17 protein-coding genes are annotated in these 21304 nt (G+C 63.7%); 2 read left to right on the top strand and 15 right to left on the bottom strand.

Going from position 1 to position 21304, the window contains the following annotated elements:
• Window positions 1-34 precede the first annotated feature (34 nt).
• Both xylF and xylA read right to left on the bottom strand, forming a co-directional pair.
• Entirely contained in the window at window positions 35-1063 is a 1029-nt protein-coding gene (gene xylF / locus AWB69_RS08705) for a D-xylose ABC transporter substrate-binding protein (protein ID WP_062084373.1), read from the bottom strand.
• A 265-nt stretch (window positions 1064-1328) separates the two neighbouring features.
• The gene (gene xylA, locus AWB69_RS08700) at window positions 1329-2645 is read right to left on the bottom strand and encodes a xylose isomerase (protein ID WP_062084364.1); all 1317 of its coding nucleotides are present in this window, start codon (window positions 2643-2645) and stop codon (window positions 1329-1331) included.
• Window positions 2646-2889: 244 nt separating this feature from the next.
• Between xylA and AWB69_RS08695 the strand changes: the two genes are divergently transcribed.
• Together AWB69_RS08695 and AWB69_RS08690 are read left to right on the top strand one after the other, a co-directional pair.
• Entirely contained in the window at window positions 2890-4098 is a 1209-nt protein-coding gene (locus AWB69_RS08695) for a XylR family transcriptional regulator (RefSeq protein ID WP_062084362.1), read from the top strand.
• Between the two features lie 12 nt (window positions 4099-4110).
• A complete protein-coding gene (locus tag AWB69_RS08690; RefSeq protein WP_062084360.1) occupies window positions 4111-5196 on the top strand; it encodes an aldose epimerase family protein in 1086 nt (361 codons plus the stop codon).
• Between the two features lie 130 nt (window positions 5197-5326).
• Here AWB69_RS08690 and tssA read toward each other — a convergent pair whose 3' ends face one another.
• The 13 genes from tssA to tssI form a co-directional block, all read right to left on the bottom strand.
• On the bottom strand, window positions 5327-6523 hold the full coding sequence (gene tssA, locus AWB69_RS08685; protein ID WP_062084358.1) for a type VI secretion system protein TssA: 1197 nt from the start codon (window positions 6521-6523) through the stop codon (window positions 5327-5329).
• The gene (locus tag AWB69_RS08680) at window positions 6520-10746 is read right to left on the bottom strand and encodes a type VI secretion system protein (RefSeq protein ID WP_062084356.1); all 4227 of its coding nucleotides are present in this window, start codon (window positions 10744-10746) and stop codon (window positions 6520-6522) included. Before AWB69_RS08680 ends, tssA begins: the two co-directional genes overlap by 4 nt.
• Before the next feature lie 61 nt (window positions 10747-10807).
• Window positions 10808-11563 (bottom strand): DotU family type IV/VI secretion system protein, encoded by a 756-nt coding sequence (locus AWB69_RS08675; RefSeq protein WP_062084354.1) that lies wholly within the window; start codon window positions 11561-11563, stop codon window positions 10808-10810.
• Window positions 11564-11620: 57 nt separating this feature from the next.
• Complete coding sequence (gene tssK, locus AWB69_RS08670; RefSeq protein ID WP_062084351.1) at window positions 11621-12952, bottom strand: type VI secretion system baseplate subunit TssK; 1332 nt, start codon at window positions 12950-12952, stop codon at window positions 11621-11623.
• A gap of 90 nt (window positions 12953-13042) precedes the next feature.
• Window positions 13043-13483: a hypothetical protein gene (locus tag AWB69_RS08665; RefSeq protein WP_197500200.1), complete on the bottom strand. Its 441-nt coding sequence runs from the start codon at window positions 13481-13483 to the stop codon at window positions 13043-13045.
• Between the two features lie 59 nt (window positions 13484-13542).
• Window positions 13543-14964: a dicarboxylate/amino acid:cation symporter gene (locus AWB69_RS08660; protein ID WP_062084347.1), complete on the bottom strand. Its 1422-nt coding sequence runs from the start codon at window positions 14962-14964 to the stop codon at window positions 13543-13545.
• Window positions 14961-15662, bottom strand: coding sequence for a cysteate racemase (gene cuyB, locus AWB69_RS08655; protein WP_062084345.1), 702 nt, complete (start codon window positions 15660-15662; stop codon window positions 14961-14963). Before cuyB ends, AWB69_RS08660 begins: the two co-directional genes overlap by 4 nt.
• A gap of 8 nt (window positions 15663-15670) precedes the next feature.
• The gene (locus tag AWB69_RS08650; RefSeq protein ID WP_062084343.1) at window positions 15671-16945 is read right to left on the bottom strand and encodes a dicarboxylate/amino acid:cation symporter; all 1275 of its coding nucleotides are present in this window, start codon (window positions 16943-16945) and stop codon (window positions 15671-15673) included.
• A gap of 46 nt (window positions 16946-16991) precedes the next feature.
• Window positions 16992-17906 carry a substrate-binding periplasmic protein gene (locus AWB69_RS08645; RefSeq protein ID WP_082913313.1) on the bottom strand — a complete coding sequence of 305 codons (915 nt, stop codon included), beginning with the start codon at window positions 17904-17906 and terminating at the stop codon, window positions 16992-16994.
• A 98-nt stretch (window positions 17907-18004) separates the two neighbouring features.
• Complete coding sequence (locus AWB69_RS45610) at window positions 18005-18253, bottom strand: hypothetical protein (RefSeq protein WP_075643881.1); 249 nt, start codon at window positions 18251-18253, stop codon at window positions 18005-18007.
• 12 nt (window positions 18254-18265) lie between these two features.
• Window positions 18266-18652: a DUF4280 domain-containing protein gene (locus tag AWB69_RS08640; RefSeq protein WP_062084341.1), complete on the bottom strand. Its 387-nt coding sequence runs from the start codon at window positions 18650-18652 to the stop codon at window positions 18266-18268.
• Between the two features lie 2 nt (window positions 18653-18654).
• Window positions 18655-19323: a toxin-antitoxin system YwqK family antitoxin gene (locus AWB69_RS08635; protein ID WP_231937033.1), complete on the bottom strand. Its 669-nt coding sequence runs from the start codon at window positions 19321-19323 to the stop codon at window positions 18655-18657.
• 81 nt (window positions 19324-19404) lie between these two features.
• Window positions 19405-21300 (bottom strand): type VI secretion system tip protein TssI/VgrG, encoded by a 1896-nt coding sequence (gene tssI, locus AWB69_RS08630; protein WP_062084337.1) that lies wholly within the window; start codon window positions 21298-21300, stop codon window positions 19405-19407.
• Window positions 21301-21304: the final 4 nt, after the last annotated feature.

Genomic DNA, 21304 nt, shown 5'->3' with positions numbered 1-21304 from the left:
AGGCCCTCACGCCCGGCATGACGCTAAAGGCGTGTTAATTCCCCGCCAACTGGGCCTGTGTATAGAAACCGTCCTTTATCACGGTGTCGACATTGCTCTTCGTCAGAAGCGTCGGCTGCAGCAACACGGTGTTGACCTGCTTCATGCCGTTGTCGTATTTCGCGTTATAGGCCGGTTGCTGCCCTTTCGCCAGGTCCACCGCCAGTTTGGCCGCTTCGCCCGCAATCAGCTTGAGCGGCTTATAGACGGTCATGGTCTGCGTGCCGTCCACCAGGCGCTTGACTGCAGCCAGGTCCGCATCCTGGCCGGAGATAGGCACCTTGCCCGCGAGGTGTTGCGCAGCCAGCGCCTGGATAGCGCCGCCGGCCGTGCCGTCGTTGGACGCCACAATGGCGTCGATCTTGTTGTTGTTCGCGGTCAGCGCGTCTTCGGTGATACGAAGCGCGGTCGCAGCACTCCATTCCGGCACCCATTGCTGGCCGACAACCTTGATGTCGCCGCGATCGATTGCCGGCTTCAGGATCTTCATCTGCCCTTCACGCAGCATCTTCGCGTTGTTGTCGGTCGGTGCGCCGCCGAGCATGAAATAGTTGCCCTTCGGCTGCGCGTTGAACACCCCTTGCGCCTGCATTTCGCCGACCTTCTCGTTGTCGAAGGAGATATAGGCGTCCACATCTGCATCGAGGATCAGGCGATCGTACGACACCACCTTGATGCCCGCCTTCTTCGCTTCGGCCACCACGTTGCCGAGGGTTTTCGAATTGAACGGCACGATCACAATGACATCGACACCCCGCGAGATCAGGTTTTCAATCTGCGATATCTGGCGTTCTTCACTGGCATCGGCAGATTGGACGGACACCTTGGCGCCCAGCTTGGTTGCGGCGGCGACGAAATAATCCCGGTCGCGCGACCAGCGTTCGACCCGCAGATCGTCAATGCAAAAGCCAATTTCAGGCTTGTCCTTGCTTGCGTAAGCCAGCGAAGGAAGCACGGTCAGACTTGCGAACATCGCTCCACAGACCAGCGATCCGAGCACAGCACGGCGTTTTGCAAACTTCATGTCTCACTCCTCTTTATGGTTGACGAGCCGATACGTCTCCCTGCGCGGCCGGTCAGGGCCACGCATAGCGAGAGAAGGGACGTCGGCGGAATCTACTGCTTGCGCCGCGAATCGGTGTCCGCGGTCGTCGGTTTTGCGGGTTGGCGGTCTCTTTAATCTGTCGTTAGCTTGGGGCCTTATTCGCCTCGAACGCAATTGCGAAATCAGCCGGACCGCTTAATGATTTTCAATGCAGCTTCTTTGCGGTTTTGCCAAGCGTGGCGGATCACTTATAAATCGCCCTGTTCACGATATTTTCGAGCAGCTCCTGTTGTCCGCTCACATGTTGAGGGCTCAAGCGACGTCCAAGCGCGTCCATGGCCAGCGATTCCAGAGAGTAACCGCCTGAGAGAATCTTGCGGCCAAATTCCGTGTCCCATCCCGCATAACGCTGGGTCTTGAACTCCGCAAGCTTGTCGTTTTCGACCATCGTGGCTGCCCGTTCAAGCGCGAGGGCTATGACATCGATCGCGCCTATATGCCCGAAGAACAGGTCCTCGGGCGCCACGCTTTGGCGCCGCACTTTCGCGTCGAAGTTCATGCCGCCGGTACTGAAGCCGCCATGCCGCAGGATTTCATACAACGCCAGCGTCAGCTCTTCAACGCTGTTCGGAAACTGGTCGGTGTCCCAGCCGTTTTGCGGATCGCCGCGATTGGCGTCGACACTGCCGAAGATGCCAAGCGCGTAAGCGGTCGCAATTTCGTGGTGGAATGAATGCCCCGCGAGCGTTGCATGATTCGCTTCAATGTTCACGCGAATTTCATTTTGCAAACCGAACTGCGCGAGAAAACCGTTGACCGTCGCCACGTCGTAGTCGTATTGGTGCTTGGTCGGTTCCTGCGGTTTCGGCTCGATCAGCAACGCGCCCTTGAAACCGGTCTTGTGCTTGTGCTCCACCACCATGTTGAGGAAGCGCCCAAGCTGATCACGTTCACGCTTGAGATCGGTGTTCAGCAGCGTGTCATAACCCTCGCGGCCACCCCACAAGACATAATTTTCTCCGCCAAGCCGATGCGTGGCTTCAAGCGCCTGGAACACCTGCGTGGCTGCGAACGCAAACACTTCCGGGTTCGGATTCGTTGCGGCCCCTGCAGCATAACGCGGGTGCGAAAACAGGTTCGCCGTGCCCCACAACAGCTTGATGCCTGTCTGCTCCTGCTTGGCCGCCAGATAGTCCGTGACGCCTTTGAAGTTGTTGACGTAGTGCTTGATGCTGTCACCTTCGGGTGCCACGTCCGTGTCATGGAAGGTGTAATACGGCGCGCCCAGTTTCGAGAAGAATTCGAATGCCGAGTCGGCTTTCACATGGGCTCGTTCTATTGCGTCACCGGGTTGCTGCCACGGCCGGTGAAACGTGCCCTGCCCGAACATGTCCACCCCCGGCCATACAAACGTATGCCAGTAACAGACGGCCAGGCGCAAGTGATCCTCCATGCGCTTGCCGAGCACCAGCTTGTCGCGGTCGTAATGGCGGTAGGCGAAAGGATTGTCGGACTGCGGGCCTTCATAACGTACGGCCGGCAAATGTTCGAAATACGACATGGGCGTCTCCTTGCTTTTAATGTGACACCATGCTGCCAGTATCGTCGCACGGCGGGCAATTGCGAAATCCGCCAGCGCTCATGGTGTTTCTTCAGGTAAGTCATAATCAGGCTGGCGGTGGGCTGACGCGCAGGCCTAGAATCAGCGAACGCTACAAAGACCTTGGAAAAACAGGCGCATATTGCGCTGCAACGGAGATGACGGGCATATCGCGACGCAGCGGCATGCGTCCGTCCGGAGTTCGATGACACGACCACAGACCGCTCAGGCATCACACCGGATCGCGCTGCTGTTCAACGCGAACAAGGTGTATGACCGTGAGGTGATTACCGGCATCGGCAACTATCTGCTGTCCACGCGTGTGGCATGGGATCTCTTCCTGGAAGAGGATTTTCGCTGCCGGCTGAACGGCATCGAACGCTTCGAAGGAGATGGCATCATCGCGGATTTCGACGATCCGGCGGTGGCCGAAGCACTGGGAGATTCGCAACTGCCCGTGGTCGCCGTGGGTTCGTCTTATGCGGACCCTGCATGTTATCCAGCCAGACTGCCCTATATTGCGACCGACAACGCCAAGCTGATATCGCTTGCATACACGCATCTGATCGGCGCCGGCTTGCAGCGTTTTGCGCTGTACAGCCTGCCTGAAGCACCGGAAAACCGCTGGGCGCAGGAACGCGAACTGGCCTTCAAGGCGCTGCTCGCGGCCGATGGGCTGGAAGCGGATATCCATCGCGGCCTGCCGACCAGCGCGCCCGTCTGGAGCCAGGCAAGCGCGCAACTGACCTCGTGGCTGGAGAGCTTGCCGAAGCCCGTGGGCGTGATTGCCGTGACCGATGCACGCGCACGGCATCTGCTGCAGGCGTGCCTTATTTCGGGTATTCCCGTACCCGAGCAAGTGGCCATCATCGGCATAGACAACGATCCATTGACCCGTTCGCTCACCCGCATCCCAATCTCTTCCGTGATTCAGGGAGCCGAAGAAATGGGCCGGACAGCGGCTCATTTGCTGCACCAGATGCTGGGCGGCGCACGCTTTCACGGCAGGCGCATCCTCGTCCCGCCGGTGGGCATCAACGTGCTTGAATCAACGCGGCATCAACCGGTGTCGAGCCCCTATGTCATGCGTGCGCGCCACTACATCCGGCAATACGGATGCCAGGGCATCAAGACGGAACAGGTGGCCGATTACGTGGGTGTGTCGCGCTCGTCGCTGGAGGATCACTTCCGCCGCGAACTCGGCTGCACCGTGCATCAGGAGATCCTGAATCACAAACTCGAGATCGCGAAGCAACTCCTCGCCCGTCACGATTTATCGAGCGCGGAAGTCGCCATTCGCTGCGGCTTCACTTCGCTGCAATACATGTACGCCGTGTTCCGCCGCGAGCTGGACTGTACGCCGCGCGAATACCAGGAGCGCCTGCCGGTCGCGCCCTGCGCACAACCCGGCTGATCCCCGCTCTCCATGAATCTAGCCGATATGCCCACCCCAATCCGCCCAGGCTCCGCGCGTGTCAGTGTCGAACGCTGGGGCGAGTTGCCCGGCGGCGACGTGGCGCGCCTGTTCACGCTGCGCAACGTGCACGGCATGCGCGTCGCGATCAGCGATCTCGGCGCGACGCTGGTCTCATGGAATACCGCGGACCGCGCGGGGCGCGTAGCCGATGTCCTGCTGGGCCACGACACGCCCGCTGAATATTTCGCCGGGCAGGCCTATCTGGGCGGCGTGATCGGACGCTGGGCAAACCGGATCGAGAACGCGCGCTTCGCACTCGACAACGTCGCGTATTCGCTCGATCGCAACGAGGGCCACAACTTGCTGCACGGCGGCGCAGCGGGCTTTCATCGCGCGCTATGGGACGCTCAGGAAGTGGACGGCGGACTGGTCCTCACGCATGAATCGCCGGAAGGCGACGCGGGATTCCCCGGCAATGTGTCAACCACATTACGCTACACGCTCGACGACGACGGCACGCTGACGCTCGCGTATGAAGCGGTATCGGACGCGCCTACACCGCTCAACCTGACGAACCACGCTTGCTTCAACCTGTCCGGCGACGAAACGGCCGATATCCGCGGCCACGTGATTTCCATCGATGCCGACACGTTCTTCGAAGTCGACGCAGCGCTGATTCCGGAAGGCCGCGCGCAGGTCGCGGGCCACGCGTTCGACTTCCGCGCGGGCGCTCCGCTCGGCGCGCGGCTCGACTGGCCGCACGATCAGCTCGTGCGAGCGGGCGGTTTCGATCATTGTTACGTCGTAGGTGAAAGCGGCAAGACGCTCAAGCCTGTCGTGCGGCTCTACGACCCCGGCAGCGGCCGCGAGCTGACGATGGGAACCAGCGCACCCGGGGTGCAGTTCTATACCGGCAATCATCTGGACGGCATCGTGGGACGGCATGGACGGCGCTATGGAAAGCACGCCGGCCTGTGTCTCCAGGCCGGCGCATTTCCGAATCAGGTCAACATGGCGGATGCGGGCAACGTGATCGTCCGGCCCGGTGAACCGTATAGGCAGATCACGTGGTATCGGCTTGATGTGCGGCAATAATGTGTTGCTCTGCGCGGCGACACGACACGACACGTCCGCTTAAGCTGAGGGGGTCGCCCGAACAAAGGTGGCTTCGCTCGTAAGCGGAGTAACCGAAGCAACCGGGTTCGAGAGGTTCATTGAACCCGGTTCACCGTTCCAGTCCGAGCAGCGCGAGGTAACGCGTCAAGTCTCCCTCGGTGCGCACGATCTCGCGCATCAGGTCCGCGAGCGGCATTTGTCCCCACGACACGGCTCGCTTGAGCAGATACGGCGTGGGACTATGCGGCTCGTTTTCCTCGAGATAACGTGCGACGATTTCGATCAACCGGTAGGCGTGCGCGCGGCTCTCGATATGATCCGGCAATGCCGCCATCGCCTCGCGGCGCCCCTTCTCCGCATCGCGTTGCGAATCGCCGGCGAATGCCCCGGATCCCAACGGCCCCTCCTGTTCCGCGGACGCAAACTCGCCTGCATTCGCCGGCTCTGCCGCCGGTAAATGCGCGAACTTGTCCCGCGCCCCTCCAGGCGGCGTCTGCGGCAACGCGTGCTCGCCAAGCAGGCTCGCGGTCGCACGCGCGAGCCGCGCCAACACGTTGCTGACGCGCGAAAGATTCGGGCCATCGTCGTGCAACCGTTCGTCGACCCGACCGGTAAGCGAGCGCCAGGCGCCAAGCGCGCCGTCCAGTTGCTGATGCAATGACATCAGGTTCGCAAGATTGCGCCCTTTGTTCAGATGCTGCGAGAGCAGATCGCGCGTGAGCGAGCCTGTGCTGGCGTCGTCATCGGCAAGCTGCAGGACCCGTTGCCAGTCGTCGAGATTGACCTCGGCCGGTTCGCGCCCGTCGATCGCCATCAACGGCACATGCAATGACAGCATTAACGAAAAGGCGTCGTTCATCCAGACGAACGGCGCAATCCGCACCTCCACGTCGTCGTCCTCGTCCTCGACCCGCGGCCATGCATGGTCCCAATAGCGCTCGACCAGCGCAGCCAGGAGTCGCGTCCCGGCAACGAACCCGTCGATCCGGTGCAAATGCGTCCACGCTTCGCAAAGCCATGCCGCCAACTGAAAATCCTTGCTGCGGTTGCCGAGCGCGTCACTGCATAACGCGGCGACCGTTTTCCAGTCGGCCTTGATCAGTGGGCGCTCCCATTCACCCATCGGCAGCGTCGCGTCGTCCTGATGCCGGGCATCGCGAATCCGCTGGTAGACCGGGTCATAGCGCAGCGAAATGCCGGCGCCGCCCTCGCCGCCTGCGACCGGCGCAAGAAGCGATGCAAGAAGCGATTCGAGATCGACGTCAAACGCCGGCGTCGCAAGATCCATTGTGTCAGCCAGTTTCATAACGCGGTCCAGTCCGGCGCGCGCGCCGGGAAACTGCCGGGCCACGGCAGTGGGGTTTTCTTGCCGGCGGGCGTCAGCGTCAGGCGCAGGAATGCACTGCCCCGGGCCTGCTTCGGCAACAGGGCCAGGTCGGCCGGGCTCGCCGTGCCAATCGGGAAATAAAAGCCCAGCAGTTGCGACGCGCTGTCGCCTCTCAGGCTCGCATCCGCCACACGCTGCCCTCCGATAAACGACAGCAACGCCCAAGGGTCCGCGAATTGCCAGGTGAGCGTGCGTCCGTCAGTGGACAGCGCGCGCTGCTGCGGGTCGCTTGCCGCGATGAGCGGCGAGTCTTTCGCGAAACGCAGCACCAGTGACACCGGCGTGCCGTAATCCCAGTGAAGCGGATGCGGAGCATCGTGCAACGACAGGCTTTGCGAGCCGATCGACAAAGTCCAGTCGATCACCTGGTTCGCCGCCACTTCAGCGCCGCGATTGACGCGGAATTCGACGCTTACGTCATAACCCGTCGGCGCGCCATCGTCAGCCGGATAGAGCGGCGCGAGCAGCGTTCTGATTTGATCGAAATTGCCGATGAACCGGCGCACCGAGGCGTTCGTCAACGACGGCTGCATGTCCGCCCCTGTGTGTGCGGCGCGGAACGTATCCGACACAGCCGCGTAACGCCTGAGCACCTGACCCAGTTCGCCGAAATCCACCGAGCTCGCCTCGCCCCCGTTCGCGACGGGCATCAGTCTCGCACCGTTGAAGGGTTGCCGCCCGGCGATGTTCTGGTTGAAGGCCGTCGCGAAGCTGTCCCACTGCTGCCGCAAGTCGTACACGTCGCTCTGGCTGCAGCGCGCCAGCAGGCGATCGTAAAGACGCGCGTGCAACGCCGCGAAGTAGTCATCGGCCCCGTTCGCGGCAGGCCGGCCGGCAAACTTCCCCATGCAGTTGCGTGCGCCCGGGTCGGCCGCGGCCATCGCCACGAACTGCTCGAGCCGCAGCAGACTGCTGTTCGGATTTTTCAGGCGATAACGTTCGAGATCGCGCACGATCGACTGCCAGCGCTGCGCGAGCGGCGACGCCGCGTCGGCCGCGTCAAGCCCGGCCAGATAGACGGAGGCCTCCTTGCCGAGCGCGAGCGCACGGCCCGATTGCTGGTCCAGATAGACCGCGAGCGCGCCGGCATCCGGAACGCCGAACGCCGCCAGCACGGGCGAGCGGCTACTGCTGGCGCCGTCGTACGCGACACTGTCGCGAGTCGCGTACAACTCGGATTGCCTTAGCGCATCGTCGATGAGTTTCAGATGCGCCGTCGCATCGCGTGACATCAGGCGGTCCAGATCCTCGACCTGAGCCGACGCATTCATCTCCGTCAACAGCGCTTCGATCCTGACGAGGCGCGCGCGCGACGCGTCGAACGCGGCGCTGTCCGTCTCGCCTTGAGCTGGCGTAATCGTCGCGGCGGCCGCGGTCTGATCGAGTATCAACTGCGCGAACTGAACGTCGAGCGCCTGCTCGATCGCCGGCCGGGTTGCCGCCGGCAAGGTCGCGAGACCATCGGTCACGAAGCGCTTGTGAACGTCGCCGAGGGTCAGCGCCTGGTCAAGTTGCGCGCGATCCCAGACGATCGTCGAGCCTTCGCCGAGCTCGGGCAGCGCACGGTCCCGCGGCGCCGTCATGAACGGCTGGCCCAGCAGATTGGACAGGCTGTCGCGCAGGGCCAGCCGTGCCGGCGAGACCGCATAGCGGGCGTCCTTGTCGAGCCATACGAGGCCACCGTCCGGCGCGTCGAAACGCAGCGCGAGTTCGCTGCGAAATGCCTGAAACGCCGTGTCATCGCGCTCACGAATACGCGCCACGAGATCGGGCCCGAGCAAGCGGTTCTGTGCCGCATGCGCGAGGGTGCGTTCATAGACCGGCCCCGGCGTGAATTGCGGCCGGCGCAGCCAACCGCCGTCGCCCGACGCCAATAGATCCCGCTGCGCATCGATACCCCCGACGATCGCGCGATAGTTATTGGTCAGTTGCGTGAAATTCGCCGCGCCTGCGTTGCCGACCGACAGGTTGTTCAGATGTTCCGTGACCGAACGCTCCGCGGCCAGCAACGCGTTGTTGGTGAACAGGCCGCTGCCGACCTGTTGCGCGCCCTTGTCGAGCGTGCAGCGCAGCGCCTGCTGGATGACCGGCAGATTGACGTTGCCCGTGGGATTGGCCGCGAAGTTGGCCGCGCCGCGACCGGCCGGATCGCGATAGAAGTAAGGCAAGGTGCCGGCCACGCTGCCTTGCAATTCGGCGCCAAGCGCATAACGCACCACCAGCCGCAATGCGTCGGCATTGTCCGGAGACGGTGTCTGCAGGCGCTGCAGCGCCTGCAACGCGGCGTCAAGCTGATCGACCGAGCCGACGTACTGCTGCAATGCGCGCACCTGCGGCAAGTTGTCGACAGCGAGGCCCGTGGCGCCGCGCACGTCGCTGCGCGCCGCTGCCGGCGCCGTGCAGTCGTCGTTGACGATCAACTGGCCGGTGCTCGGGTCGCGGCTTTCACCCGTCAACTGGCTCACGCGCAAAAACATCTCGCGCTCCAGCGCAGTCACCGCGATTTCGCCGAATTCGCGTTCAAAGCGCTCCTTCACGCGTGCGTTCAGATCGTCGACCGCACTCCACGAGCCCGGCATGAAAACCGTCCATGCGCTGTCGGTTTTCAGATGCTGGTTCAGCGCAATCAACGCAAGCGCCCGGCGACGGTACCAGTCCGCCGGAAGGTCCTGGGCCTGCTGCGCGGCCGCGGAACGCTCCTGCGCGTCCCTGTGCAGCGAGCCGAGCGCAGCGACCAGTTCGCCGTTGCGATGGCTCAGTTGAACCGTCGCCACGACGAGCCCGAGACCCCAGCTCCCAAGCAGCGCGATGCCGCCCCAGCGCAACGCCCGGCTCAGCACCGGACGCGCCAGGTATTGCGAGCGCGACGGTCGCGTCAGGCCGTACTCCAGGAAGATTTTCTTTTCGAACAGGTCGCGCAGGAACGCGGGCTGCAACATCAGGTCGTTGAGCGAGCCACCCGGTTCGCGGCGGCCCATGGGCGAATCGCCGCCGGCCGGCTGCAAGGCGGCGTCGCCCATTTCGCCCGTTTCGTAGCGGGTCACGCCGCCCGTCGCCAGGTCTTCGTCGAATGCAGGCGATGCAGACGACTCCGGCGACGCGAGCGCATCACGCTTCACCGCGGATTCGTCGCCCTGCCCCACGCTCCACTGGGCAAATTCGCTGCTGTCACCGGTCAGATAGATGCCGCGGAAGAAAAACGGCTCGTGGTAGGCGCTCGCGCGCAGCAGTTCATCGACGTAGCGCTGCAATTGCGCGCTCATCGCCTCGATCCGCGACGGCAACAGCAGGAACTGGCGAGCGTCCATCTGCCCGGCATCGAGCGCGAACAGTTCAGCGCTCGCATCCGAGACCGAACGCATGATGCTGTGCATCGCCGTGTCGACCCAATCCGACGAATACGTGGTGGACAGGTCATACGGCGACGACCAGCCGAGCATGCTCGCGCGCAACGCCTCCGGCAATGCACGGGCAAACGGGGCGAAGCCCGTCAGCGCCTCGCAGCCCGTGACCACGACATACACTGCGAAGCGCATCGCGAAACGGTTCTGCGCGAGCCACAGGCGCCGATGGGCGAGCTTCGCATGACGCACCAGCTCGAGTTGCGCATCAGTGTCGTCGGCAAGCAGTGTCGCAGCCGGTACGGTGATGACGACCGAGTCGAACGGCCGCTGTTGCCGATAGTTGCGGCACAGGCCGAGAAACTCGTCCCACGGCTTTTCATCGCCGTCATCTTCCGGAGAACCGAGATAGGCCGCCTTGATATCGACGACGATGCCGCGATCGAAGAAATGCCACGAGATCCCCTGCGTGGCAGCCGGACTGGCCGCCTCCGCGCTCAACACGCTCGCCACGCCGGATTGCGCGATCGGCAGCGGGCGCGGATCGTCGCCTTCATTGAGGATCATGATCCAAGGAATGTTGTAGCGCTCGGCGCGCGACGCAATATTCCCTTCGATCAGCTCGACAGCCTCGCGAAACGCGCTGCGCAGCGAATCCGAGCGCAGGCGGACGATCTTGCGATCCGGGGCGGGCTTGCTTTGCGCGCCATGCAACGCGAAGTACAGCACGGCGCCGAGCACGACGCACACTACCAGCGTCAGCACTGCAATCGACAACAGGAACAGATTGCTCGTCAACATGCTCGCGCTCCCCTGCACCGCGCGCCGCGCACTGCCGCAACCCTGATCAGCTTGAGTGGATTCACGGGTTCACCCCCGTCACCGGATCGGCATACAACGCTTCGCGCACCGGCCATGATTGCCACAGCCATAGCACTTCGGAAATCGCCAGCAACGACACCAGTGCGAGCAGGAAAATCACCGTCCAGCGGCTGACGGTCGGCAGCTTGCGCGGCGCGACGTGCGACAGTGTGTTCGCGTACGCCGGCTCGGCCAGCACGCGGTCACGGCCGCCAAGATCCGCGCGGCGCTGATAGACGAACTCGTAGAGTTCCTCGCGGTAGCTGCGCAGCCTCGCGGCCGCGTCGGCATCGCGAAAGCGGCCCTGAAAACCCATGGCGAGCGCGAACAGGTAAAGCCGCGCGACGTGACGGCGCGACGGTTCGCGGTCCGACAGCAGCTGCTCGATGCGGCGGAACACCAGATCGCCCGCGACATTGGTGCGAAACAGCGTCGATTCGAGCAGATACGCGGTCCAGCGCTCGCGGCCGGTCCACGGCGTATTGAGCAGGATTTCATCGGCAAGCACGGCTTTCAGGTAACGCGCATCGGCGACGTTTTCCATTTCGAAGCGCGAGCTGTCGCGCCGTGACTGCAGCGTCTGCACCTCGAGCAGATTCAGGAGATGACGGCTCAGGCCAAGCGCCGCGACATCCGGATCCGTGCCGGGCACCTCGGAAAAACGCGCCTGCGCCTTGACGAGCTCATCGAGAAAAACCCGGAACTGTTCAGTCACGAGGTCGTCTTCTTCGGGTTCAAGCGGTCGATTGCGTGCCATGCTCAGCGTACCTTCATCGTTGCTTTCATCTTTACTGTCCCAGTGTCATGCCGGGCATCAGCCCTTCACGAACAGCAGCATTTCCTGTGGCCGCTGCGCGCTCGCGCCTTCGTTCGGATTCCCGATCACCAGCGGCTCGGCGGCATGCACGAGCGCCGCTTCGGCGTCGATCTCGAACAGCAGGTACCCGGAACCGGAACGGATCCCAAGTTCGTCCGCATAATCGACGCCGCGCCGCGAAGCGCCGAGCACACGGCGCGCCCGCAGCGATGCATACACGGACTGCGAGCCGATCACCGCACCGTCCATCCATGCGAGCAGGTCACGCTCGGACTGGCCGCGCAGACCCACGACGAGACGCTCGCCGACCCAGTCCGGCTGCAAGCCGATTTCGAATGCGCCGTGGCGGAAATCGAACTTGTGCTCGCGGTAGTCCTCGCTGACTTCGGAAACCGATTCGCGCAGTGAACGCAACAACGGCGTGAACACAGCCAGCGGATCCGCATGGTCGTAATCGGGCGGCACCGGGGGCAGGCCTCCGGGCTTGATCGTGGCGAGCGCTCCGCTTAGCGACGCCAGCGACCAGAACAGGGCGAGCGGATGCAGATGCGGCGTGCGCAGCACCGCTTCGGCAAGCGGCAACGCGCTCAGCAGGCTGCGCAGGCGATCCTTCAATTCCAGCTGGGTCAGACGGTCATCCACTTTCGACGACGGATTGGCCGTCTGCCGCGCGACGAAGGCCGCCTTGCCGCGCAGTTGTCCGAGCAGCGAAGCGACGGCGGTCCACAGCGGGTTGTCGCGGGCTATCTCAAGCAGCGGCGGCAGGCTGTCGCCAAGCCGCACCACCTCGTTGTCGCGATATACCGAGCCGAGCCGCAAATGCACATGCATCCCCGAAGGCAGTTCGCCCGCAGTCAGCGCGAGATTCGGCAGGAGGCGCGGGATATCGGCAGGCGGCGCGTCGGACACTTCGTCTTCGACCGGCACACCCGCGGTCGAACGAAAGCGCTTCACCTGCGCATCGCGGCGCATCGTAGCCGCGACCGGCAGCACCAGATGGAAATCGAGCGGCCCTTTCGCCAACTGCTCGGCAAACGGCGCAAGCGACAGCTCAAGCCGCCCGTGCTGGCTCGACTCGGCCGCATACGAAACCGCCGTGCCGTCGGGCATGATCGCGTCGAGCTCGAGAATCCGCACGAGTCCGGTCGGCAACAAACCGTTGTCGAACACCAGGCGCCGCACGCCCCAACTGAACGGCGCGGCGGCCAGGGTCTGCCACGCCACGAGCGAATCGACCCGCGCGGCCATCAACTGAAAATGCTGCGGCGACAGCAACATGCCTTCGAACCACTCGATGCGCTCGGTCACCGCGTTAGCCGGGTTAGACATGGTTGTTCCTCCACGCGCCCCGTTCGTTCGCGCGACGGTGTGCGCCCGCCGGGCTGGCGGGGCGATGTTTCAACAGGTGCTCACAGACTTTCATTTCGTATCCGCGACTGAAAAACTATTGCTGTCCAACTGCACGACGAGGTGACCGCTGAACTTTTGTATCCGGACGCGATGCGCGCCGGGGTCGGGGTAATTGGCAAACACAAAAGCCGCGACGACACGCGGGCCGGTGAACGCATCATCTGGCAGGTCCACCCGCTGGCCGGGCACCAGTTCCCAGCCGCGGTAGCGCAAGCTCTTCGGGAACGTGCTGAGCAGATCGGCGCGCCCCGCGAACCATTTCGATGCGGGCAGCTCGGCGAGCCGTGCGAGCATCGCTTCGTCACTCACCAGCACCACGTCCACCGCCAACGGGCTGTTGTTGTTCATGTCGTCGCCGGCCACAAACGTCACCTGCGACCACGATGCTTTCTCGCCGCTCAGACCCAGCATGCCGCAGCTCGCGAGCACGCACGCGCAGCCGATCGCCATCAACAGGCGAGCGCCTCGGCGCGACATGCGGCGCACATCTTCGCTCATCAACCAGTTCGTCATCTCGCTCCAACTCCAATGCCCATCAATACGATCAGCGACGCCGCCACGGCCACGCAGCCTGCCGCCAGCATGAGCTGCGCGCGCGTGAACTCGAAACGCAGCACCTGTGCGGGTTGGACGCCGCCATGCCCATCGGCCGTCTGAATCCGTTCCGACGGCAATCCCGCCGACACGAGCGCAATCACCGTGCAGACCGATAACAGGCTCAGCACGTTGCGCGGGCCTTCGCAGATAAGATCGATCGTGACGAACAGCACGCCGGCGGCTTCCACCGGCAGATGCAGGAACGACAGCACGACGCCCGTATAGCCGACTGTCGCCACGCCGTTCTGCCCGGCGGAGATGAATGAGGCCAGCGCCGCAGCGGCGGCGATCAGCACGAGGTCGCCGGCATCGAGCGGGCGCTCGTACAGATTCGCGACGAACACAGTCGCAAGCGCGAAGTAGAGTGCGGAGCCGGCCCGCAGGAACACCGAGCCGAACGGCACCACCAGTTCGACTATGCCGCGGCTGAAACCCAGCGCCGCGCTCATCGCCTCAATGGTGTGCGGGATCGGCGCTGTCGCGCTTCCAGACGTCAGGCCTACCAGCAGGGGCGCCTTCAGGCCCCTGAGCACTTGCCCCAGCGGCTGGCTGCTGCGCGCCGCGATCATCGCCAGCGCGAAGCCGCCAAGCAACAAGGTGGTCAGCAGCAAGCACAGCAGGAAACCGCCCATGGCGCTGAGCGTGGCACGCTCCGTATGCGATGTCAGATGCGCGGCCATGCCGAACGCCAGCACGGGAATCAGCAGGTTCGCATGAGCGATGATGATCTCGAGCGCCCGGTACACACCCTCGAACACACTGTTCAACATGTTCGACTGGTCACGTGAGAGCGTGGCGAACGCCATGCCGAAGAGGATCGTGCCGGTCAGGATGCCGAGCGAGCGGCCTTCAGCGAGCACCCGGTAGAAATTGTCCGGAAACAGATCCTGCACGCCATAGGCACCCACGCTCGACGCAGCGTGCGACACATGGCCGAACAGCGTGACGTGCACTTCGCCGGCATCGCTCGCGTTTTTGAGAACGAGGCCGCCGAGCTGTGCGTGCGCGGCCTCGGAGAGATGCTGACCCGGCATCATGAGCACGCCGGCCAGCGTGCCGCCGATCGCGCACAACACGACCAGCGCGACAGCCAGACCGACTATCGTGCCGACGCGCACGGCTGGCCGCGGCAACGTCAGCACCTGGCGCAACCCGAAAAACGTCGCCACCACCAGCAGCGGAACGGCTGCCATGTTGACGACCGACAGATACAGTTCCCCGACGAAATACGCGAATGCGCCGGCCGGCGCGGCGAACACGCCGCACAGGCCACCTGCTGCAAGGCACAGCAGCAAGCCCAGGGTGCTCTGCGAGAGTATCTGCAAGGTCTTCATTGCGGCCTGTTCCAGCCGCGCGCGACCGCGAACGATACCGTGGCGCGCGCCAGCTCCAGCGAACTGTCGATCAACGTCACCGGCGGATCCGGCAGATGCCGTGCGGCCAGTGGAATCTCCGTGCAGCCCATCACCGCCGCGCGCACATCCTGCGCGGCCAGTTGGTCGAGCACCACCGCCAAATGGCCGGCGGCCCGCTCGAGTGCGCCAGCCTTGACCTCGTGGATACACGCGGCGATCTCTTGCTGCATCTCTGCGTCGGGCACCACCGGCTCGATGCCGCGCGCGGCCAGCGCCGCCTGATAAAAGCCGGACACCAGGGTGCCGCCGGTGCCGAGCACGGCTGCGCGTCGCGCCGAAACGGGCACGGCGGCTACGCAGGCATCGGCAATGTGCAGAACCGGCGCGTCACTGCGCGCCACCATCTGTGCATACCAGTGATGAGCCGAATTGCACGGGATCGCGACGAGTCCTACGCCGTTGCGGTTCAGCAAATCGATGCCCGCAAGCAGACCGTCGAGACAATCCTCACCGTCCCCGAGAATGGCGCGGGAGCGGTCCGCGACGTGCGGCAGGTTGGCGACCAGCATAGGCAGATGCTGCTGGTCGCAGGTAGCAATGGTGAGTTGCACGACCTTCGCCATGAAGTCGACCGTCGCGAGCGGTCCCATGCCGCCGAGAACTCCGATGAGTGTCATCAATGGTCCTAGATTTTCAACGGGCGCGGACAGATCAGCGTCACCGCGGCTGCGTTGCCGATCACGAGGATCAGCGTGCGCAGCATGTCGCACAACGGATCCACCGCGAGAAACAGGATGAACGCTGCTTCGAACGGCAGGCGCAGATACGCGCACGTCATGCCCACCAGCGATACCGTGACGAGCCCGGTCATTCCGGCCGATGCAAAACCGGCCAGCACCGACGCGAGCAGCACCGTGGCCAGCTCGACGATGCCGAGGGAGTGCCCATACAGCTGCGCGATGAAGAGGGTCGCGCACACGTAATAGACCATCGGCCCGACGCGCAACAGCGAGATCGTCAGCGGCACCAGCAACTCGACGCGTGAACGCGCAAAACCCAGTCCGTCGACGAGGCTTTCGATCATGCTCGGCATGCATGCCGCGCTGTTGCGGGTCGCGAGTGCGAGCGCGAACGGCGCGCGCAGTTCGCCCAGCGTCTTCCCGAGGCTATGACTCGACCGTTTCCAGATGATCGCGGTCGCAAGCAGCAACAACAACACGGAAGCGATGAAAAACGCTATGACGAAATGCAGCATCGCGTGCAGCGGTCCTACACCCGACTTGCCGAGCTGGGCGGCGCTCATGCAGATCAGGATCAGCGGCAGCGGATAGCTGAGCCAGTGCATCAATCTCTGACACGCGTGATAGACGGTCTCCAGCGACTGGCTAAGGCCGGCCGAGATGCGCTCGGGCACACGTCCGACCGCAAGACCGAACAGCAGCGCGAACACCAGCGCCTTCAGCGCGTCACCGTTAGCGAGCGCGGCGAAGATGTTGGTCGGCACGAGACTCGTCAGTACGTCGGAGAAACTGAGCGGCGCTTGCGTGACATCGGCACCGTACAGGCTCATCACGGTATCGCTGGAGGTGCTGTCGTTGCCCACCATCAGACCGAAAGTCTGCATCGTCGCACTGGACAGATTCTTGCCGGGATGAAGCACCAGCAGCACGATCGCGCCAACGACCGCGACCGTCGCCGAGGCACACAGGAACACCGTGACCACCCGAACCAGCAGGCGCGAGGTGCCGCCGTCGCGAAACAGGCGCTGCAAACTGAAGATGACCGCCGAGATCATGAACGGCAAGGTCGTCATCTTCAGCAGGTCCACATAGATGTCGCCGATGAAGCCGAGTTTCTGCGCCTCGACGGGCATGAGCACGCCGAGTGAGCCGCCGATCGCGAGGCTGCCGATCACCACCCACGGGTTTAGGGCAAATGCATAGATCTTGCTGGAATTCATGGCGTGCTCTCTTGCGTATGTGCGTATGTAGTTATGTGTGTGCGCATCAGTCGTTGGTTGCCTGCAGGACCGTGCTCACGTCGAACTTGGTGTTGCGCTCGGCCAGAAACTGGTTGATGAACGCAAGCAGCGTCGGGTTGGAAACGTTCACGCCGATCGCGAGCGTGTCTTCCAGATCCTGCAGCGTGACGACACGAAGCCGCAGCGACGCGGTCGGGTCAAGCTTGAGCACGCGCTTCACCTCGAACTCATCGCGGTAGGCCGCCGTCACTTCGCCGGCGTTCAGCGCGCGGAGCACCGACTCCCAGGTCGGATAACTGTGCACCTGCGCCTGCGGAAAATTGGTGACGACATAACCGGCGTACGACGAGTCGGCAACTACGCCGATCGAGCCGTCGTACGAACGGATCACTTCCGGCACCCCCCGGCCGTGCGCGAGCTGCGCGAATTTCACGCGATTGAGCAGCAACGCACGCTTCAGGCTCAGATAAGGCGTGCTGAAGCTGATCACCTGCGCGCGCGACAGGGTCCGCGACAACTTGCTGACGGCGAGGTCCGCCTGCCCTTTCGCGAGCAGGCTCACGACCTCGTCGAAGGTCTTCGCGTCGCGATTGAAGCGCACCTTCACCCCGAGCTTCTTTGCGATGTCGCCGGCGAGGGTGATATCGAGACCGGTCAGCTTGCCGAAGCGTTCTTCGAAGAACGGCGGCTGGTCGACGCCGAGCACCGCGACCACCAGCTCTCCCCGTTCGACGATACGTGCGAACTCAGGCGCGAGCAGCCGTCCGTCCGGCATCTGGACCAGACCCGTCGATGTCACCGGCAAAGCTGCTGCTGTGGCGGCGGATGCTGCTGCGGCCGGTGCGCGGGGCGCGGCTGGCGGCGCATTGCCCGCAGCGCCGGCGGGCAATGCAGCCAGAGTGACGATGGCCGCGAGCAGCATGACTGCCGGGCGCCGCATGCCGCTCGTGATACGCACCGCCAGCGCTTGGCGGTCGAGGGTCCGGGTAACGATAAGAGTCACGATAAGAAGCAGAAACGACATGAAAAGTACCAGTCTTAGAGAGTCGAGGAAGCGGGAACCGCGGCGAGGTCATTAGTACCTTGCGATGCCGGCTGCGGTGGAACACTGCTGGCGGATACCGCTGAGGGAACTGCCGGAGTCATGGACGCGTCGGGCGGCGGGGCCGCGCTCAAGCGCGCGCCGATCTCGATGCCCAGCAGGAACAGCAGGACACAGAGCAACAATGCGCAGGCCGCGGCAATGGTCACCATCCGTGAAGTCATCGAAAAAACGTATTGCTGCATCGGGCGTTATCCTTAAGGAACCATGGTGGTGAACTGCGCGGGCGCGACGATCTGGATCACGCCGCCCCACGAGCACATCAGCTTCGACGAGTTCTGCAACGCCGGCAGCCCGCCGATCAGCACGGTCGGAGACCCCGGCACCCACGGCGCGGCCGTGACCGGTATGCAAGGCATGGGCGTCAGCACGCCGAGCGCGGCGGCGGTCGCGGCGGCGACCATCGGATTGGCCATGCACATGCATGTCCCGAACGGCATCACGTTGACCATCGGCAGGTGGTCCATCACGGTTGCCGCCGGCGCGCCGGACAGCACACGGTTCACCGGCAGCACGCCGAGCGTTCCCGGCGCCGCGCCAAAGCTGCATTGCAGCGTGGTCCCTGCTGTAACCTGAATGCCCATGTCTAGCCCCTGACCCATTTTTCAAAGTGCTTCACGAGCCGCGGCGCGGCCGGCGAGCTACCGGGCGCCGGCGCTGCGTCGACGCTGCGCCATTCACCTTGCGGTTTGCCCTGCTGGTAGACGCGCTCTTCAAGCACGCTGCCGTCGGGTGCGAACCGGCGCACGGTTCCATGCAGCAGATTCGCCCGGTAAGGCGACGACTGAACGAGCGCGCCGTCGCGCGCGTATTCGCGCGTTTCGCCTTCGAGCAGTCCGCTACGGTAGTTCATGCGCCGGACGACGACGCCGTCGGTCATGAACAGCGCCTCGCGATCGAGTTTGCCCGCCTGGTAAGTCATCCGTGACGTGACGAGTCCCGACGGCGCATAGGACACGCTCTCACCGTGCAGCACGCCCTCTACGTAGTGCTGACGCGCGGCGAGGCAACCCTCCTGATAGAGCGTCGTCACACCATGCAGCTTGCCGTTCACGTAGTGCGCGTGCTGCAGCGGCATGCCTTGATCGTCGAATGAGCGCAGCGGTCCGTTCAGTACGCCGTGCGCATAGTTCGCCTGCAGCAGCGTGGCGCCGCCAGGCGCATAACGCGTGCTCTCGCCATGCGGCACACCGGCCGCGAACGACGCGCGGCCGACGAGGCGCCCTGCTTCGTCGTGCTCTTCGATGATCCGCACGACTCCATCCGCCGGCGAAGAGGCGGGCAAAGAGGTGGGCGTTACGGCTGGCGGTGACAGGAAAGTTTCTATCGCTTGGCCTCAATTCAGTTTGACCAGCCCGCCCTTCAGCGCGAGCATGCCGCCACCGTCGACGGTTTGCGTCGCCGATGCCTTGTGTGAAATCGTCATGCCTTCGCTGCTCAAGGCCGTGCCCGCCTTGCTCGCGTGCGTCGTGCCGCCCTCGCTGGCGAGTGACGTGCCCGCCTTGATGCTGACCGACCCCGTCACGTCGATCACCAGGTTGCCGGTGACCTTCAACGTGTAATTGCCGCTGACGTTCTGTGTGAAAGCTGCATGATTGGTGTGCGTCTCGTCGCCGGTCACGTCGAGCGTGCGGGTGCCCTTGACGGTGTGCGTCTCCTTGCCGGTCTGCACGTCGATCGACCGGTCGCCCTTCTGGATGACATGCGATTCCGCGCCGGCGATCACCGTGGTGGTCAGCGCGTTTTCGATCGCGACGTTCATGTCTTTTTGCGCATGGAAATACAGCTCTTCCGAATTGAGTTTGTCTTCCATGCGGATTTCGTTACCAGCAGTGCCGCCCTTCGACGAGCGCGAGAGCATCACGCTTTGTGTCTGTAACGAAGGCAGCGCGACGGGCGTCGCGTTCTGGCCGTTGTAGACGCTGCCGATCACAAGCGGCCGGTCGGGGTCGCCGTCGACGTAGCTCACGACCACTTCCTGGCCGATGCGCGGCAGGAACAGATGACCCCATCCCTGTCCCGCCGATGACTGCGCGACGCGCACCCAGCACGAGCTGTTCTCATCAGCGCCCGCACTGCCGTCCCAATAGAATTTCAGCTTCACGCGGCCGTTCGCATCGGTCCAGATTTCTTCGCCGGACGAACCGACCACTTTCGCCGTGTGCGTACCGGAAACAACAGGACGCGGCGTCACCAGCGGCGCGCGGAACGGCACCGATTCCGGAAACGCCTCGAACGCGTTGCTGTAGGTATCGTTGGACGCCGTATGCGTCACGGCGCGCACCACATACGACACGTTGAGCGCGCTGTTGACATGTCCGCTCAACGCGAACGACGTGCCGGCCGTCAGCGCATAGCAATGGCTGTCACCATGCCCGGTCTGTTGCTGGACCGTTTGGGCGGCGAGCCGGACTGCGGATTTACGCGTGCCTTCCGCGCTGGTCGCGTACTTGCCGGGGAACGTATAGCGCCGTCCGGTGGGTACCGACGCGCTTGCGCTTGACGAAGCCGTCGAACTGGCGGCGGCGAGATAGTCGTAATCGGCCAGCACGTGTTCGCCGGATACGATGTTCTGCGTCAGCGTGAATTCGGCGACCCGCTCGGCGCGCGGCGCCACACTGCTGTCGGGTGAAAAATAGAGCGTGGGCTGGCCGACCTTGTGCGCCGAGGCACTGTCGGCGAGCACCATGGTGTGAGCGCCGTCGGCAAAAGTGAAGAAGTAGAAGATGCCTTCCTCTTCCATCAGCCGCGAGATGAAATCAAACGCACTTTCGTCGTACTGCACACAGTACTCGCGCACCGCATAGCCGGTGCCGCTGATGCGCAACTCGAGCGGCACCTGGAAGGTGCCGAGCACGGCCTTGACGATATCGAGCGCGCTCTGGTTCTGATAGATCATCCGGTCCTGGCCGAGCGTCAGCAACCACAGGCGCGGCGCCAGTTCGGCCGAGTAGAAGCCGTATTGCGAATTCGCGCCCGTGTGCGCGAAGCGCTTGACGATGCCGTTGAAGTAACGCGCCGTGCCAACCTGATCCTTGACCGTCACCGTGACGCTCTTGCCGATGACGGTCTGCGCATCCAGCGCCTTGTTCGTCGAGTGCATCCGCAAGTCGAAATGAAACGGCTCGGAGATCGCCTCGCGACCGCCGAACCCGTCGAGCAGCAGCACATCCGCACCGAACGGCGTCGCGACCGACACGAAGCAGTCGGCCTGGCTGGGCACAGTCGACATGCTT

Source organism: Caballeronia udeis, from assembly GCF_001544555.2.
Classification (GTDB): domain Bacteria; phylum Pseudomonadota; class Gammaproteobacteria; order Burkholderiales; family Burkholderiaceae; genus Caballeronia; species Caballeronia udeis.
This window is presented reverse-complemented; position numbering and strand designations above follow the sequence as displayed.

Bases quoted from the DNA above. Each gene is read 5' to 3' on its own strand.
- xylA (WP_062084364.1), bottom strand. From the start codon at position 2,645: ATGTCGTATTTCGAACATTTGCCGGCCGTACGTTATGAAGGCCCGCAG.
- AWB69_RS08645 (WP_082913313.1), bottom strand. From the start codon at position 17,906: ATGCGGCGCCCGGCAGTCATGCTGCTCGCGGCCATCGTCACTCTGGCT.
- xylF (WP_062084373.1), bottom strand. From the start codon at position 1,063: ATGAAGTTTGCAAAACGCCGTGCTGTGCTCGGATCGCTGGTCTGTGGA.
- AWB69_RS08665 (WP_197500200.1), bottom strand. From the start codon at position 13,483: ATGGCGATCGGCTGCGCGTGCGTGCTCGCGAGCTGCGGCATGCTGGGT.
- cuyB (WP_062084345.1), bottom strand. From the start codon at position 15,662: ATGACACTCATCGGAGTTCTCGGCGGCATGGGACCGCTCGCGACGGTC.
- AWB69_RS08640 (WP_062084341.1), bottom strand. From the start codon at position 18,652: ATGGGCATTCAGGTTACAGCAGGGACCACGCTGCAATGCAGCTTTGGC.
- AWB69_RS08680 (WP_062084356.1), bottom strand. From the start codon at position 10,746: ATGTTGACGAGCAATCTGTTCCTGTTGTCGATTGCAGTGCTGACGCTG.
- AWB69_RS08675 (WP_062084354.1), bottom strand. From the start codon at position 11,563: ATGGCACGCAATCGACCGCTTGAACCCGAAGAAGACGACCTCGTGACT.
- AWB69_RS08660 (WP_062084347.1), bottom strand. From the start codon at position 14,964: ATGAAGACCTTGCAGATACTCTCGCAGAGCACCCTGGGCTTGCTGCTG.
- AWB69_RS45610 (WP_075643881.1), bottom strand. From the start codon at position 18,253: ATGCAGCAATACGTTTTTTCGATGACTTCACGGATGGTGACCATTGCC.
- tssA (WP_062084358.1), bottom strand. From the start codon at position 6,523: ATGAAACTGGCTGACACAATGGATCTTGCGACGCCGGCGTTTGACGTC.
- AWB69_RS08650 (WP_062084343.1), bottom strand. From the start codon at position 16,945: ATGAATTCCAGCAAGATCTATGCATTTGCCCTAAACCCGTGGGTGGTG.
- AWB69_RS08690 (WP_062084360.1), top strand. From the start codon at position 4,111: ATGAATCTAGCCGATATGCCCACCCCAATCCGCCCAGGCTCCGCGCGT.
- tssI (WP_062084337.1), bottom strand. From the start codon at position 21,300: ATGTCGACTGTGCCCAGCCAGGCCGACTGCTTCGTGTCGGTCGCGACG.
- tssK (WP_062084351.1), bottom strand. From the start codon at position 12,952: ATGTCTAACCCGGCTAACGCGGTGACCGAGCGCATCGAGTGGTTCGAA.
- AWB69_RS08695 (WP_062084362.1), top strand. From the start codon at position 2,890: ATGACACGACCACAGACCGCTCAGGCATCACACCGGATCGCGCTGCTG.